Here is a 16151-nt window from a genome sequence, read left to right as displayed (position 1 = left end):
TCCGAAACATGCCGCGCCCGGTGCCTTCCCACTCCGGTGACGCGCGGCCTCCCACGGCTCATGGGGGTTTGAACCACCTTGCGCAACCGCAGAATCTCGACCGCGACGGCACTCGCCGTCCTCTTCAGTTCCGTGGCGCTGACGGGCCTCGGGTCCACGGCGGCCCACGCCGACGGCCACGCCCTCCTGCCCGTCGCCTCCGTCGCCGACGTCGTCGTGGACAGCGTGCACCAGCGCGTCTTCGTCAGCGACCGGACCGGCGGCAAGGTCGTCGCCACCGACTACAGCGGCAACGTCGTCGGGACGCTCGGCTCGCTGCCGGAGGCAGACGGCCTGGAACTCTCGGCCGACTCGCAGATCCTGTACGTGGCCGTCGCGGGCAGCGACGAGATCGCGGCGATCGACACGGCCGCCCTCACCGAGTCCGCGCGCTACTCGACCGGCAGCGCCGACGCCCCGGTGTCCCTCGCCCGCGCCGGCGGGAAGCTGTGGTTCGGCTACGGCACGGCGGTCAACGGGAACATCGGCTCCCTCGACCTCTCGGGCCCGGAACCCGTCCTCGCCGTGGCCCAGGACAGCGGCAGCCGCTGGTACTACGCGCCCCGGCTGGCGTCCAACCCGGCCGCGCCCGGTGTGCTGGCCGCGGGCGAGCCGGGCATCAGCCCCGCCGCCGTGGCGACCTATGACATCTCCGGCCCGGACGCTCCCAAGCTCATGGCCCAGGGCCAGGCCGGCAGCAACCTGCGCGACCTCGCGGTGACCCCCGACGGCGACCAGGTCGTCACGGCAAGCGGCTCGCCCTACAGGCACCAGGTGCTGTCCACCACCGACCTGAAGGAAGTCGGCAGCTACCCGACCGACGCCTACCCGAACGCCGTCGACATCGCCGCGGACGGCACCGTCGCCGCGGGCATCGACGGCTTGTACGAGCCGGACGTCTACATCTTCAAGCCCGGTACCACCGAGCCGGTCCGGAAGTACGACTTCGCCGACACCGGCTCCGGCACCCTCGTTCCGGACGGTCTGGCCTGGGAGCCGGACGGCGACCACCTCTTCGCGGTCACCGGCAGCGGCAGCACGTACCGCCTCAACACGCTGAACGCGCCGACCAAGGCCGCCACCACGGTGACGGTGAGCGCGCCCGCCACGGTCGTCCCCGGCAAGCCGCTGACGGTCACCGGGAAGGTCAGCGGTGGCGACGCGCTGCCGTCCGGGACGTCGCTGACGGTCACGCGTACGGATGCGGAGTCGCCGTCGGGCAAGGCGCTGGCTCCGGTGACGACCGGCGAGGACGGGTCGTTCTCCTTCACCGACACCCCGTCGGTCGAGGGCGACGCGAAGTACACCGTCTCCTACGCGGGCGACTCCGGCCACGCTCCGGCGTCCGCCACGCGGACCGTGGCCGTCTCCCGCAGCGCCACCACCGTGACGGTGAGCGCGCCTTCCTCGGTCGTCCCCGGCAAGTCGCTGACGGTCACCGGGAAGGTCAGCGGCGGCGATCCGCTGCCGGCCGGGACATCGCTGACGGTCACGCGTACGGATGCGGAGTCGCCGTCGGGTAAAGCCCTGGCCTCGGTGACGACCGGCGAGGACGGGGCCTTCTCCTTCACCGACACCCCGCCCGTCGAGGGCAACGCGAAGTACACCGTCTCCTACGCGGGCGACTCCGGCCACGCTCCGGCGTCCGCCACGCGGACCGTGGCCGTCTCCCGCAGCGCCACCACGGTGACGGTGAGCGCGCCCGCCACGGCCACCCGTGCCAAGTCGCTGACCGTCACCGGCAAGGTCGTCAGCGCCGAAGCGCTGCCGGCCGGCACGGCACTCGCCGTCAAGCGCACGGACCTGGAGTCGCCCTCCGGCAAGGCGCTGGCCTCGGTGAAGACCAAGGCGGACGGCACCTTCTCCTTCACCGACACCCCGTCGGCCGGCGGCGACGTGAAGTACACCGTCTCCTACGCGGGCGACGCGACCCGTGCCGCGGCTTCGGGCTCCGACACGGTGGCCGTCTCCCGGACCGCTACCACCCTGAGCCTGAACAACAACGGCAAGGTGTACTCGTACGGCAAGGACGTCACCTTCACCGCGCACCTGGGCACCACCTACAAGAACCGCACGGTGGAGATCTGGGCCAACCCCTACGGCTCGGACAAGCCCAACGTCCTGGTGAAGAAGGCGACCGTCAACTCCAGCGGAAACGTCTCCGCAGTGGTGGACATGAAGCGGGACACCACCGTCACCGCGGTCTTCGCCGGTGACGCGCGCACCGCCCCGAAGTCGGTCAAGGTCACCGCGTACGCCGAGGTGAGTGTCTCCACCTCTCTGGCGAAGTACTACAAGACGGGCAAGGTCAGCGCGAACTCCTCGACGTACTACTGGTACCGCAAGAACACCGGCCCGCTGTTCACCACCACGATGAGCTACTACACGGGCCGCCACCACCGGCTGGACATCGACGTCTACGTCCAGGGCCAGTGGCACCGCGGTTACGAGGAGTTCTTCGAACTGGGCACCAACGGCAAGAGCGTCATCGACCTCGGCGCCTCCGACGAGGCGGGCCTCCGCGTCCGTGTCCGGTCGGCCTACGTCAACGACTCCTCCGGCGACAACGTCAACTCCACCACCTACAGCTCCTGGAAGTACATCTACTTCACCAACTGACCTGCGGCCCGTCGCAACCCGAAACAAGCTGGGGACAGCCGGGACGCGTTCACGTACGCGTGTCTCGGCTGTTCGAGCCACCCAGGCGCCACGACGCTCATGCGGCCGGCCACCGAGAGGACCCGCCGGCAGTTGACCGGTCCTTATGGTGCGGTTGCGGTGCGCGCCCCGCTCATTGGTTTGGGCAACAAAGAACCCCCGGGTCATCGACCTGGGGGTTTCACATGGAGCGGGTGACGAGAATCGAACTCGCACTCTCAGCTTGGGAAGCTGATGTTCTACCACTAAACTACACCCGCGTAAGACGCCGGTTGGGCCGGTGCCGAATGCTCGCTCACTCTACCTCATGCCCGGCTCCCGGCGTCGAAGCCGCGGGGCCCGCTCGCGTTTCGGAGGGTGGATGCGGCTGCGGGCGGCCGGAGTTGGGGCGTACGGTGGTGGCCTTGAAGAGGGTCCGGGCGGGATCGGAGTGCCGCCTGGAGAGCCGTCCCTTTCATCCCGTAATGTGGCTTTCGTTGTCAGGGCATCAGCCTGACGCGGCTCTTGGGGAAGGGACTCTGGGACTTGATGGAGCGCACCGTCGTCCGTTGTGCCGAGGGGCACGTGTTCAGCACCGCTTCGTTCCCGATGCAGCAGGCCGAGCGTCTCGGCCCCGGCCGGCTGCTCCGGTGTCCACGCTGTGCCCGGCTCCGCAGTGTGGTGCCGGTCCCGGTGTCGGTGGCCTTGGAGAAGCAGTGACGGAGCAGTGGGCGCAGTAGCTGGGCGCCGGAGCAGTGGTGGAGAAACAGGGGCGCCGGAACAGTGGCGCCGTCGCAGTGACGGAGTAGGACGGGCGCGCGGTGCCGCCGCGATTGTGGTGGCTCCGCGCGCCTTGCGTATCCTCAGGGCGTGCTTCTCTCAGACAAGGACATCCGGGCCGAGATCGACGCCGGGCGGGTCCGGATCGATCCCTACGACGAATTCATGGTGCAGCCGTCGAGCATCGACGTGCGGCTCGACCGCTACTTCCGGGTGTTCGAGAATCACCGCTACCCCCACATCGACCCCTCGGTCGAGCAGGCGGACCTCACGCGGCTCGTCGAGCCCGAGGGTGACGAGCCGTTCATCCTCCACCCCGGAGAGTTCGTCCTCGCCAGTACGTACGAGGTCATCTCGCTGCCCGACGACCTCGCGTCGCGGCTGGAGGGCAAGAGCTCGCTGGGACGGCTGGGGCTGGTCACCCACTCCACCGCCGGGTTCATCGACCCCGGGTTCTCCGGGCACGTCACCCTCGAGCTGTCCAACCTCGCGACGCTGCCCATCAAGCTGTGGCCGGGGATGAAGATCGGCCAGTTGTGCATGTTCCGGCTCAGCTCGCCGGCCGAGTTCCCGTACGGCAGCGACCGGTACGGCTCCCGGTACCAGGGTCAGCGCGGTCCGACCGCCTCGCGGTCCTTCCTGAACTTCCACCGCACCCAGGTCTGAGTCGAGGAGCATGTCTTCCGTGCGCGAGAACCTCAGCTACGAAGGGTTCGGCGTCGCCGTACGCGAACTCGCCCAGACCATCGCCGACGACGGGTACGAGCCCGACATCGTGCTCTCCATCGCCCGTGGCGGCGTCTTCGTCGCGGGCGGGCTCGCCTACGCCCTCGACTGCAAGAACATCCACCTCGTGAATGTGGAGTTCTACACCGGGGTGGGGACGACGCTGGAGATGCCGGTGATGCTCGCTCCGGTCCCCAACGCGATCGACTTCTCCGACAAGAAGGTCCTGATCACCGACGACGTCGCCGACACGGGCAAGACGCTCAAGCTCGTGCACGACTTCTGCGTCGACGCCGTCGCCGAGGTCCGCAGCGCCGTGATCTACGAGAAGACCCAGTCGCTGGTGAAGTGCGAGTACGTGTGGAAGCGCACGGACGAGTGGATCAACTTCCCGTGGAGCACCCTGCCGCCGGTGCGCAGGGCAGGACAGCCGGTGACTCCGTCGAAGGAAGCCCTCTGACCTGTGGTGGTGCTTGTCGTAACGCCGGGGTGCGGGATCTGCTGACCTCGTAGAGTGATCGCCTTCGGCCGGATATGGCCATGAGGGTGATGGGGGACCCCGGATCATGCCTGATACGCCACCCAGAACGAACGAGGGCGGACAGCCTCACCCTGTTCCGGGCGTGGCCACGCCCGGAACCGCCGCCAAGGCCTCGCGGTGGCGGATCCCAGGGGTCGTGGCGGCTCTTCTCGCGTTGGTCGTGGGCGTCACCGTCGTCGTCGCGCGACAGGCGGGTGACGACGAGCGCAAGCCGGTGTCCGACAAGCACAAGTCGGTATCCGTCACACCCGAGAAGTCCGCGTCCAGTCGCTCGTCCTCCCCTGACGACGGACCGCCGTATGCCGCTGTTCCTGAGTTCAGTTCCCCTTCGGCCCGCGATACGGCGTTCGTCGGTGATGTCGCGCGGTTCACCACGTGGCCGAGTGGCACCGTGTCGTACGGCGTCATGTCGTCGGCACCCGGCGGGAGCGATGTCTCGGACTTCCGCGCGGCCGTGGTCAAGGACGCGAGAGCCGTCTGCGGTGCCCTTGCCGACGGCACGGACATGAACGATGTGCCCGACGCCGTCGGGCTGCCCCTCACCGATCCGATCGACCAGGCCGCGTTCATCGTCGAGGCGGTCACCTTCTACTGTCCGGACCAGACGGCCGCGGTGACCGACGGCGTCTACAGCAAGCCGGTGCCCACCCAGCAGAGGGAGGACTGTCCGGCGGCCACCGCCCTGAAGATGACGGCCTCGGTCGGCGAACGGTCGGACGACGAATTTCTTCACACCGCCTCGTACACGGTGAAGGTGCGCAATACGTCCTCGTACGGCGTTCGCGCTCAGCTCCAGCAGCGCTGGTTCGCCGACGGATTCCTGGACGACGGTGTGTGGAACTCCTTCGGCGAGACGACGGAGGACCCGGTTGTCACCATCGAGGCCGGGGAGACCTTCACCTACGAGGGCGAGCAGAGCGGCATCTACCGCTGGGACCGCACCGAAGTACGCGTCCAGCCCGGTGAGTTCGTGTTCTTCGGCTGCGGATACCAGCCTGGCCCCGGGCCGGACGTCGATACGGCCGCGGGGGATTAGCGAAAGAGTCACGGCCTGGGATTCCACGGTGTCCGAGCAGTTCCTGGCACGTGGCGGTGCCGTGGTGACCACCCTGTGTGTCGGCGCCGGTGCCCTGCTGCTGCACCGGATCCTGCCGTCGATCGACGGCAGGACGGGCCTTCGGGGCCGGTGACCCACGACGGCTCGACGGCCTGGCCGGGGCGGTCGCGGTGGCCGGCGATGGCGTTCCTGGTGCTGGCCCTCGCGGAGGCCTTCCGCCGTGGCGCCGAGCCGGCCCAGAGCGGCGGACGGGTCGGTCGAAAAGGGCGGCGGGAGAACGCGAGAGGGGCTCCCGGCGCGGTGCCGGGAGCCCCTCTCGGGTGTGAGCGCGGAGCGCGGAGCGCGCTAGAACGTGCCCAGCTTGATGATCGACAGGATGGCGACCAGCTGAATGGCCGACGCGGCGAGGGCCTTCGGCCACGGGAGGTCGTGGGACTTGCCGACCATCAGGGTCAGCAGGGCGCCCGCGCCGATCCAGGTGGCCCAGCCGAGGATCTTGACGAAGGACGCGTCGCCGCCGAAGAACATGGCGACGAGCAGGCGCGGGGTGTCCGTGATGGACATGATCAGCATGGAGAGGCCGACCGTGGGCTGCCAGGCGCCGTCGCCGCCGAGCTGGCGGGCCAGGGTGTGGGTGACCACGCCCAGGACGAACGTGCTGATGACGATGGCGACGGCGGTCGTCAGGACGATCGGGACGGCGTTCGAGAGGGTCGCGCTGATGGCGTCCTCGCGGGCGCCGTCGAAGCCGAAGACCGCCAGCAGGCCGTAGAGGAACGTCACGATCAGGGCCGGGGCCCACATCGTGTAGTCGCGCATCTGGAGGAAGGTCCGGTTCGGGGCGGTCACGATGCCCTTGAGCAGGTCCTTCCAGTGCAGCCGGGGGCCGACCGGCGGAGCGGCCGCCGCGCCCGCGCGGTAGGTCTCGCCCTGGTTGTACGGGTCCTCGCCGATCGAGAAGGCCTGGGTGTGCCCGGGGCTGTTCGCCGCGTACGGGTCCGGGCCCTGCTGCGGGTGACCGTCGCCGAAGTACTCCGGCTCACCGTGCCCGCCGCCGTGCCCGCCGCTCTGGGGCCAGCCGCCCTGCTGTCCGCCGTACGGCTGCTGTCCTCCGTACTGCGGCTGCGACGGCGCGGGCGGATAGCCGTACGGCTGCTGCCCGCCTCCCTGGGGGGACTGCTGCCCACGTCCCTGGGGGGTCTGCCCGTACGACGGTCCTTGTTGCGGTCGCGCTTGCGGGGCACGGTTGTCCCGTCCGCCGCGTCCGATCCTGAATCCAGCCACGTTATCGAACGTACCTGGTCCCGAAGAGTGACGTGCCGGGCCCGGGGCAACGGGCCCGGCATTGGGGCCGAGCTGTGACATCCCCTACGGGAGAGGCGAGTCCGCCCCTACGGGTTCGCAGGGGAGGCTCCGGACGGGGCGAACCGGCCGGAGACGGCTTCCCCTCCCGCCTCCCGTCCTGGTCCCCTTCGCTTCCCCTCCGCTTCCCTTCCGGTCCCCCTCCGGGAGGCCGGAACGATCAAGGCGTCGGCACGGGACCGGAGATCAAGGTGCCAGCACGGAGGCCCAGTTGGTGAAGTGCTCCGCGGGGAGCCCCACCGCGGTGCCCATGACGCTGTACGAGTTCTTCGTAGCCGGGCCGGTGGCGGAGCCCTTGAACACCCAGATGCCGCCGGTGTCGTTGTTCTCGCCGGACGCGCCGACCACGAGGTCGGGTCTGCCGTCCTTGGTGAGGTCGGCGAGGCGCACGGTGCGACCGAAGGTGTCGCCCCGTTCGGCGGTGCCGGGTACGGCGGCGGAGTCCTGGCTGATGCTGGTGGAACCGGCGCCCGTGGGACCGCCCGCCCGGCCGGGGACGACGATCACCGAGCCGGCGTCCCGCAGGGAGCCGAGGTTCTCGCCGGGTACGCCGACGGCGATGTCGCCGTAACCGTCGCCGTTGACGTCCGCGACACTCACGTCGGCGCCGAAGGAATCGTTGTTCTCGGCCGCACCGGGTACGCCGGGGGTGTCCTGGTGGATCAGGATCGGCTCGGCGGCGGCGCCGATGCCGTTCGGTCCGCCCCGCCAGACGGCGATCTGCCCGCCCTTGTGGCCGGTGCCCTCCTGCGGGGTCCCGTCGATGACGGTGTCGGAGGGGTCGCCGACGACCAGGTCGCCGTAACCGTCACCGTCGACATCGCCGACGGCCACGTTGTCGCCGTCCGTCGGCAGGGGTTCGCTGGGCCCGGAGGCGTTGATGTAGACGCCGCCCGAGGGGTGGTCGGACAGCCCCACGCTGATGTCGATGTCGTCGGGGTGTCCGGTACGACGGAGATCGCCGAGGGCGACATCGTCGAGTGACGGGGTGTCCATCTTCAGGTACATGCCGACCGGCTTCCCGCTCCGGGTGAACGGGCCCGTCAGGCCGATGCCGGCGCACCAGCCCGCCACGGAGACCACGGGTCTGCCGGGGGCGGCCTTCGGATTGACCGCCGCGACTCCGGTGCCGTACGAACAGCCGCCGGCGTCCCCGTCCTCGTACGGGCTCGGAGCCGGGAGGACGGCACTGTTCCGCAGGCCCCGCGCACCGCCCCACACCACGGTGACGCTGCCGCGCGTCTGAGCGCCGGGAACGTCCTCGTAGGGCGCGCCGACGAGCAGATCGGCGTAACCGTCGGCGTCGAGGTCGGCGGAGGCCACCGAGGAGCCGAACGCGTCGTTCGTCTCCGCGGCCCCTTCGACTCCCGCGGTGTTCTGCGAGATCAGCTGTTTCCCGGCCTTGCCGGGGCCCGCCGCCGAGCCGTAGAGGACGACCACCGCGCCCGCTCCCCACTTCCCCGAGACGATGGCGTCCGGGGCACCGACGACGAGGTCGCGGTAGCCGTCGCCGTTGAAGTCGTCCGCGTAGGGGGCGGGCGCGGCGGCGGCCGGGGTGGCGGGCTGCGCGGTGAGCAGGCCGGTGGTCAGGGCCGCGGTCAGGAGGAGGGTGCGGTTGCGCACGGTGGGGGCTCCAGCACGTCGTTGGACGAGGCACCGCCGGGCCCGTGTGCGCGGGCCCGGCGGGGTGGGACGGGAGGTCGGGGTGGTCGGGCGGATCGTTCGGCGGCCTCGGGGCCGAGTACGCCGCGAGAACGGCCGGGACTGTCGCCGACCGGCCGCTGTCCGGCCGCTAGTCGGCGAAGACGGCGCTGAACTGCGGGGTGCCCGTGGTCGAGACGCCCGAGGTGCTCGGCGAGACGGTGCGGGAGCCGGTCGTGGTGATCACGCTGCCGTTGGAGGGCAGGTAGGTGACCGCGCCGTTGCCGCTGTTCTCGTACGAGCCGACGATCAGGTCCGCCTTGCCGTCGCCGGTGACGTCGTCGAGCTTGACGTCCGCGCCGAACAGGTCGCTCTTCTCGTCGGTGCCGGGGACGCCCGCCGTGCTCTGCGAGAAGGACTGCGCGCCGGAGGAGACCTTGACGCCCGCGGCGGAGCCGTACAGGACGGTGACCATGCCGGTGTTGGAGACGCCGTCGATGTCCTCGTCCGGGGCGGAGACGACCAGGTCCTGGAAGCCGTCGCCGTTGATGTCGCCCATGTCCAGCTCCCAGCCGAAGCTGTCACCCGCCTCCGAGGTGCCGGGGACGCTGCCGGTGTTCTGGGTGATGCCGGACGTGCCGGCCGGGCCGGACGCGGAGCCGTAGGTGATGTTCACCTTGCCGCCGTCGGCGGCGTCCGGGACGGGGATGCCGTCCTCCGTGGTGGCGTCCCAGCCCGCGCCGCTGACGATGTCGCCGTAGCCGTCGCCGTTGATGTCACCGATGCCGGTGATCGTGCCGGGCTTGAGGGCCTGCGCGGACGCGACGCTCAGGCCGCTCGCCGTGCCGGGCACGAAGTAGTTCGTGTTCCAGTAGTCGCCGGTCTGCGTCTCGAAGCCGTCGACGATCAGGTCGGTCCTGCCGTCGCCGTTCACGTCGCCCGCGGTCAGGCTGAGCGGGCCGTAGGGCACGTCGTTGGTGCCCGTGTCGATCGGGGGCTTGATCGTCGTACGGCCGCCGGGAGTGCCGGCCGTGCTGAAGCCGCCCTTGTAGACGTAGATCGTGCTCGACGAGCTGCCGACGGCCAGGTCGGCCTTGCCGTCGCCGTCGAAGTCGCCGGCGGCCAGGTCCTTGCCCCAGTAGTCGTGCGAGGAGGGGGACGGGTCCGGGACGCTGATGCCCTTGCCGGTGAGGCCGCTCGCGGAGCCCCAGAGGATGGCCAGGCCGCCGCCGTTGGTGTCGGTGCCGACCTTCTCCGACGGGGAGGCGACGGCGAGGTCGTCGAATCCGTCGTGGTTGAAGTCGGCGTACGCCGACTCGGCGCCGAAGGCGTCGCCGGCCTCGGCGGTGCCCGGGACACCGGAGGTGTTCTGGCTGATCGTGGAGCGCTTGGCGGACGATACGCCGGTGGAGGTGCCGTAGAGGGCGACGATCTGGCCGGCGCCGGCGTGACCGCTGACGTAGGCGCCGTGCGCCGAGAAGGCCACGTCGCCGCGGCCGTCGCCGTTGAAGTCGGCCTGCGGGACCGTGGCGGAGTCCGCGGCGGTCGCGGTCGCGGCCGAGAAGGTGAGCAGACCGCCCGTCAGCGCGGCAGCGGTGGCCGTCGCGAGGGCGAGTCGCACGTGGTGCGGGTGACGCTTGTGCATGCGGGATTCTCCTGCGGCATGCGGGGACGCCTGGAGCGCGTCCACAGTCAATGGGTTGCCGTGCCACCCGTGTTCGCCTGGAGTTGTTCCGGGCGTGGCCGGGCGGTTGCGAACAGGAGACCGGCGAAGGTTGGTGAAGGTTGTACAAGAATTCGAAAAACGTTTGAGCTGGGTGGGACTCACGAGGCGGAGGGGGCGCGCCCGTGGAAGGACGCGCCCCACCCGTCCGGGCGCGAGTGCGCCGGGTGCCTCGGGCCGTGGCCCCGGCCCGAGGTGTCGGCCGTCGCGGCAGCCGCTGCCTCGGCCGCTGCTTCAGATGTAGCTGCCTCAGCCGCTACTTCAGCCGCAGGGGTACGCCGATGTCGTCCGGCGTGAAGAGCCGTGTCTTCTTGGGGTCGAACCCGTGGTCCGTGCCCCGCAATACCAGATACGCGCCCTTCCGCTTCTCGTACCGCCGTCCGAAGACGACCGCGTCCGCGTGGCCGTCGCCGTCGACGTCGAGCAGCGGGGGACGGTGGTCGAAGACGTTCCAGTAGGACGGATTCGGGGTGCCGGGCAGGCCGTCGGTCTCCACGTCGATCGCTTGCTCGCCGTCGAGGGACTGCGCCCCGTCCGACCCGCCGGGCAGCAGTGTCACCTTGCCGTCGTGACCGCGGAAGGTCGGGGCGTTCACGACGACATCCGGTCTCCCGTCGCCGTTGACGTCGCCGACGGAGGGCGACGAGCCGAAGTCGGTGGGGTGCCGGTCGGCGGTGTCCGTGCTGCCGATCACGGTCCGCTCGCGGCCCGTGTCCAGACCGGACTTCGCCCCGTACAGGATCGTCACGGCGCCCGTCGGGGTCGCGGTGAGCTGGGTGTGCACGAGCAGGTCGGGGAGGCCGTCGCCGTCCGCGTCCCCGGTGGCCGGGATGGCGGGCACCGTCAGGCCCTCGATGGCCTTCTCCTGACGGGTGTCCCGCACAAGCCCCTGTTCGTCGCCCTCGTACACGCCGACCGAGTGCAGGTCGGTGGGCGCGTTGTCGTCGTCGTCGGAGTCGAAGGAGTAGGTGAGCACCACTTCGGCCCTGCCGTCGCCGTCGAAGTCGCCGGTGGTGGCCGAGTCGGTCGTGGCGTAGTCGTGCTGGCTGAGGTCGAGCACGGCCTGTCGGCTCGGTGACCCCTTGCGGTCGAAGGGGCCGTACAGGAGCAGGCCGCCGGCGCCCTTCTCGGTGGCGTCGGGGTCGGTCGAGCCGCCGTGGCCTCCGTCGAGCAGGTCCACGGAGCCGTCGCCGTCGAAGTCGGCGGCGGCCATCGGGCGGAAGCCGTCGGGCAGATCGAGCCGGCGGGCGGTGCTCAGCCCGTGGGCGCCGCCGAACAGCGCGAAGGACTCGCGTGCGCTCCCGCCCGCGCCGCGGCTGCCGACCAGGTCCGTGAAACCGTCGCCGTCGAGGTCGGTGCGCAGGGGCTCCGTGATGAACATCGCGTCGTTCTCGGTGCCGGCCGGAGTCCGTTGTGCCGTGGCGGTGTCGAGGCCCGAGCGCGATCCGTAGACCACGACCAGGTTCGCCGCGTACTTCTTGCCGTCCTTGGACTTCGACTCCACGACGTCCACGAAGTCGTCGTAGCCGTCACCGTTGAAGTCGCCGGGGCGGGAGGAGCGGTCGCCGGCGGAGGGCTCGTCCGCGCCGCACCCTGCGACCGCGAACAGCAGGGCACAACCCAGGACGGCGGCGGGTCGGTGGCGCGTACGCATGGTGGGCTCCAAAGGGGACCGGGGGATCGGACGACGACCAGGGGAATTCGGGGAGTGACTCCCGAGGCGTACGAAGGGTTGCCCGTCGTTCTACGTGCCCGACGGCGGCGGCCTGCCCGCGTCGGTCGGGAAACTCGTCGACAAGTCCTGATCCGTCAGGTCTTGGGCAGGAACGCGGCGGTGGAGAAGGTGACGTCGGGCGTGGCGGCCACCGGCCCACCCTTCTCGCCCGGGTACACCGCGACCGTGTCCCGTGTCTCGCCCCGGAACGTCCGCACCACCAGGTCGGCCCGCCCGTCCCCGGTGAAGTCGGCGACGGCCAGGACGCGGGTGGTGCCCTCGGCGGGAGGCTTCACGGTCACCGTGCCGGTCGCGGACAGTCCGGCCGCACGGCCCCGGAGGACGCGCAACGCCGTTCCGCTGGAGACGAGTTCACTGAGCCCGTCCCCGTCGAAGTCACCCGCGTCGAGGACCGATCCCGGGATGGCGACCGTCCTGCGGGCGGCGCCGGGGAGGTCGTAGCGCAGAGACGTTCCGCCCATCGATCCGACGGCCGCGTCGAGTGCCTTGCCCCGTCCGAAGCGGCCGAACGCCACGTCGATGCCGGCCGGCAGGGTGGCCCCGGTGCGGGTGGGGCCCGCCGGTCCGCCGAGGACGACGGCGGAGGTGGCGGCGCCGTCGGCCGCCGTACGGACGAGGAGGTCGTCGTAGCCGTCGCGGTTCACGTCGGCGGCGGGCCCGGTCGGCACATTGCCCGGAGAGGCGAGCGGCTTCCCCGCGGCGCGCGGGGTGCCCTTGCGGCTGAACGGGCCGCGCAGATAGCTCAGTTCGCCGTTGGAGGCGTGCACGACGAGGTCCTGCGCGCCGTCGCCGTCGAAGTCGCCGCAGACCGGCTGATCGGGCCAGTCGTTGCCGAAACGTGCCTGCGCCGGGATGACGAGCCGCACTCCCTTGCCGTTCAGGCCGTCGGGGGAGCCGAAGAGGATCTGGAGGGGGACCGGGGGCTGCCCCTGGCCGTCGTAGGGCGGGTCGGTCGACACGACGAGATCCGTGAAGCCGTCCTTGTCCAGGTCGCAGCTCTCCTCCGCGTCGAAGACGGCGGGGAGCCGGCCCTTGGTCGCGGCGGCCTGCTTGCGGGGATCGAGCAACTGCCGCGCCCCGGGCGTGAGTCCGCGCGCACCGCCGTAGACGATCCCGATGCCCGCGTCGTCGGCGTGGCTCTGCTCCTTGACCAGGTCACCGATCACCAGGTCGCGGTGCCCGTCGCCGTTGAAGTCGTCGGCGACCTTGCTGCCCTTGCCGTGCGGCACGGGGAGCAGGGCCGGGGCGTCGGCGACCCGCACGGGTGTGTGCTCGGGGGCCGCGGCGCCGCCGGTGGGGCCGCAGGCGGCGAGGAGGAGGACGCACCCGAGAGCCGTCGCCGTATGTGTCCCGCGTATTCGCCCGCGCACCGCTCACCTCGTCAGCCCCGTTGAAAACGACTGGGTAATGATGCACGCGTTCGACATACGGCGACACCCCCGTGCTCCTGAGAGCACGGGGGTGTCGGTCGTACCGATCGGATCCGGCCGGTCGGCTGTGCCTGCCGGCCGGACCGCTCGTGCCGCTACTTCACCGGTTCGGGCTCCGGCTCGCTCTCCGACTCGGCCGCGCCGGCCGGGGGCTCGTCGTCGACCGGGGTCTTGACGGACTCCAGGAGAAGCTGGGCGACGTCGACGACCTGGATGGACTCCTTGGCCTTGCCGTCGTTCTTCTTGCCGTTGACCGAGTCGGTCAGCATGACGAGGCAGAACGGGCAGGCGGTGGAGACGATGTCCGGGTTCAGCGACAGGGCCTCGTCGACGCGCTCGTTGTTGATGCGCTTGCCGATCCGCTCCTCCATCCACATCCGCGCGCCGCCGGCGCCGCAGCAGAAGCCGCGCTCCTTGTGGCGGTGCATCTCCTGCTGGCGCAGGCCCGGGACGGCGGACATGATCTCGCGCGGGGGCGTGTAGATCTTGTTGTGGCGGCCCAGGTAGCAGGGGTCGTGGTAGGTGATGAGGCCCTCGACCGGGGTCACCGGGAGCAGCTTGCCCTCGTCGATGAGGTGCTGGAGCAGCTGGGTGTGGTGGATGACCTCGTAGTCGCCGCCGATCTGCGGGTACTCGTTGCCGATCGTGTTGAGGCAGTGCGGGCAGGTGGCGACGATCTTCTTCGCCGTCCGCGGCTTCTTCGAGTCGGCGGTGACGTTGCCCTCGTCGTCGAGCTCCTCGCCGAACGCCATGTTCAGCGCGGCGACGTTCTCCATGCCGAGCTCCTGGAACAGGGGCTCGTTGCCGAGGCGGCGGGCGGAGTCACCGGTGCACTTCTCGTCGCCGCCCATGATCGCGAACTTGACGCCCGCCATGTGCAGCAGCTCCGCGAAGGCCTTGGTGGTCTTCTTGGCGCGGTCCTCCAGGGCGCCGGCGCAGCCGACCCAGTACAGGTACTCGACCTCGGTCAGGTCCTCGATGTCGCGGCCGACGACGGGGATCTCGAAGTCGACCTCCTTGGTCCACTCGAGGCGCTGCTTCTTGGCCAGACCCCAGGGGTTGCCCTTCTTCTCCAGGTTCTTGAGCATCGTGCCCGCCTCGGACGGGAACGCGCTCTCGATCATCACCTGGTAGCGGCGCATGTCGACGATGTGGTCGATGTGCTCGATGTCCACCGGGCACTGCTCGACACAGGCGCCGCAGGTGGTGCAGGACCACAGGACGTCCGGGTCGATGACGCCGTTCTCCTCGGCGGTGCCGATGAGGGGGCGCTCGGCCTCGGCGAGGGCGGCCGCGGGGACGTCCTTGAGCTGCTCCTCGGACGCCTTCTCCTCGCCCTCCATGTTCTTGCCGCCGCCGGCCAGCAGGTACGGGGCCTTGGCGTGCGCGTGGTCGCGCAGCGACATGATGAGGAGCTTGGGGGAGAGGGGCTTGCCGGTGTTCCAGGCGGGGCACTGCGACTGGCAGCGGCCGCACTCGGTGCAGGTGGAGAAGTCGAGCAGGCCCTTCCAGGAGAACTGCTCGACCTGGGAGACACCGAAGACGTCGTCCTCACCGGGGTCGGTGAAGTCGATGGCCTTGCCGGCGCTGGTCATCGGGAGCAGCGCGCCGAGGGCGGTCCCGCCCTTGGCGTCACGCTTGAACCAGATGTTGGGGAAGGCCAGGAAGCGGTGCCAGGCCACGCCCATGTTCGTGTTCAGCGAGACCACGATCATCCAGATGAACGAGGTGCTGATCTTCACCATGGCGGTGAGGTAGATCAGGTTCTGCAGGGTGGTGACGCCAAGCCCCTTGAAGGCCAGGACCAGCGGGTACGAGGCGAAGTACGCGGCCTCGTAGTGCTCCACGTGGTGGATGGCGCCCTCGAGGCCACGCAGCACGTAGATGGCGAGGCCGATGGTGAGGATGACGTACTCGACGAAGTACGCCTGGCCGGCCTTGGAGCCCGCGAAGCGGGACTTGCGGCCCGGGCGGGACGGCAGGTTCATCAGGCGGATCGCGATGAGTACGGCGATACCGAGGATCGTCATCACGCCGATGAACTCGATGTACAGCTCGAAAGGCAGGAAGCCGCCGATGACCGGCAGCGTCCAGTCGGCCTCGAAGAGCTGGCCGAAGGCTTGGGCCAGGGTCGGCGGCAGGGTCAGGAAGCCGATCGCCACGAACCAGTGGGCGAAGCCCACGATGCCCCAGCGGTTCATCCGCGTGTGGCCGAGGAACTCCTTGACGAGCGTCACGCTGCGCGCGTAGGGGTTGTCGGTCCGCGTACCGGCCGGGACCGGCTGGCCCAGTTTGAAGTACTGGACGAACTGACCGATGGCGCGTGCGAGCAGCGCGACGCCGACCACGGTCAGGACCAGCGACACAATGATCGCGGCGAGTTGCATTCGGGGGCTCCTCGGGCCTGCGAGGTGTTGCTTCGAGGGTGACCTCGAAGGTGATTACTAAGCGGTAACTTATGCAGTCCGTCTGAGACTACC

11 protein-coding genes and 1 tRNA gene are annotated in these 16151 nt (G+C 70.2%); 5 read left to right on the top strand and 7 right to left on the bottom strand.

Going from position 1 to position 16151, the window contains the following annotated elements:
* Positions 1 to 78 precede the first annotated feature (78 nt).
* Positions 79 to 2658: a hypothetical protein gene (locus OOK38_RS12500; RefSeq protein WP_266760848.1), complete on the top strand. Its 2580-nt coding sequence runs from the start codon at positions 79 to 81 to the stop codon at positions 2656 to 2658.
* Positions 2659 to 2883: 225 nt separating this feature from the next.
* Here OOK38_RS12500 and OOK38_RS12495 read toward each other — a convergent pair.
* Positions 2884 to 2957 (bottom strand) — tRNA-Gly (locus OOK38_RS12495).
* Between the two features lie 589 nt (positions 2958 to 3546).
* Between OOK38_RS12495 and dcd the strand changes: the two genes are divergently transcribed.
* From dcd to OOK38_RS12475, 4 genes are all read left to right on the top strand, one after another.
* Positions 3547 to 4122, top strand: a complete 576-nt coding sequence (gene dcd / locus OOK38_RS12490; protein WP_266760850.1) for a dCTP deaminase — start codon at positions 3547 to 3549, stop codon at positions 4120 to 4122.
* Between the two features lie 10 nt (positions 4123 to 4132).
* Positions 4133 to 4642: a phosphoribosyltransferase gene (locus OOK38_RS12485; protein ID WP_266760852.1), complete on the top strand. Its 510-nt coding sequence runs from the start codon at positions 4133 to 4135 to the stop codon at positions 4640 to 4642.
* A gap of 163 nt (positions 4643 to 4805) precedes the next feature.
* Positions 4806 to 5759: a DUF732 domain-containing protein gene (locus OOK38_RS12480; RefSeq protein WP_266760854.1), complete on the top strand. Its 954-nt coding sequence runs from the start codon at positions 4806 to 4808 to the stop codon at positions 5757 to 5759.
* Between the two features lie 28 nt (positions 5760 to 5787).
* Positions 5788 to 5913, top strand: a complete 126-nt coding sequence (locus OOK38_RS12475; RefSeq protein WP_266760856.1) for a hypothetical protein — start codon at positions 5788 to 5790, stop codon at positions 5911 to 5913.
* 212 nt (positions 5914 to 6125) lie between these two features.
* On the opposite strand, the gene OOK38_RS12470 is transcribed toward OOK38_RS12475, so the two are convergent.
* The 6 genes from OOK38_RS12470 to OOK38_RS12445 all read right to left on the bottom strand — a co-directional run bounded on the left by OOK38_RS12470 (position 6126) and on the right by OOK38_RS12445 (position 16058).
* Positions 6126 to 7145: a Yip1 family protein gene (locus OOK38_RS12470; RefSeq protein ID WP_266760858.1), complete on the bottom strand. Its 1020-nt coding sequence runs from the start codon at positions 7143 to 7145 to the stop codon at positions 6126 to 6128.
* A 183-nt stretch (positions 7146 to 7328) separates the two neighbouring features.
* On the bottom strand, positions 7329 to 8765 hold the full coding sequence (locus OOK38_RS12465; RefSeq protein WP_266760860.1) for an FG-GAP and VCBS repeat-containing protein: 1437 nt from the start codon (positions 8763 to 8765) through the stop codon (positions 7329 to 7331).
* Positions 8766 to 8934: 169 nt separating this feature from the next.
* Positions 8935 to 10428: an FG-GAP and VCBS repeat-containing protein gene (locus tag OOK38_RS12460; RefSeq protein WP_266760862.1), complete on the bottom strand. Its 1494-nt coding sequence runs from the start codon at positions 10426 to 10428 to the stop codon at positions 8935 to 8937.
* Between the two features lie 334 nt (positions 10429 to 10762).
* The gene (locus OOK38_RS12455; protein WP_266760864.1) at positions 10763 to 12160 is read right to left on the bottom strand and encodes an FG-GAP and VCBS repeat-containing protein; all 1398 of its coding nucleotides are present in this window, start codon (positions 12158 to 12160) and stop codon (positions 10763 to 10765) included.
* A gap of 155 nt (positions 12161 to 12315) precedes the next feature.
* A complete protein-coding gene (locus OOK38_RS12450; protein ID WP_266760866.1) occupies positions 12316 to 13611 on the bottom strand; it encodes a VCBS repeat-containing protein in 1296 nt (431 codons plus the stop codon).
* 155 nt (positions 13612 to 13766) lie between these two features.
* A complete protein-coding gene (locus tag OOK38_RS12445) occupies positions 13767 to 16058 on the bottom strand; it encodes a heterodisulfide reductase-related iron-sulfur binding cluster (protein ID WP_266760868.1) in 2292 nt (763 codons plus the stop codon).
* Positions 16059 to 16151: the final 93 nt, after the last annotated feature.

It is taken from the genome of Streptomyces sp. NBC_00568 (assembly GCF_026341855.1).
Classification (GTDB): Bacteria; Actinomycetota; Actinomycetes; order Streptomycetales; family Streptomycetaceae; genus Streptomyces.
This window is presented reverse-complemented; position numbering and strand designations above follow the sequence as displayed.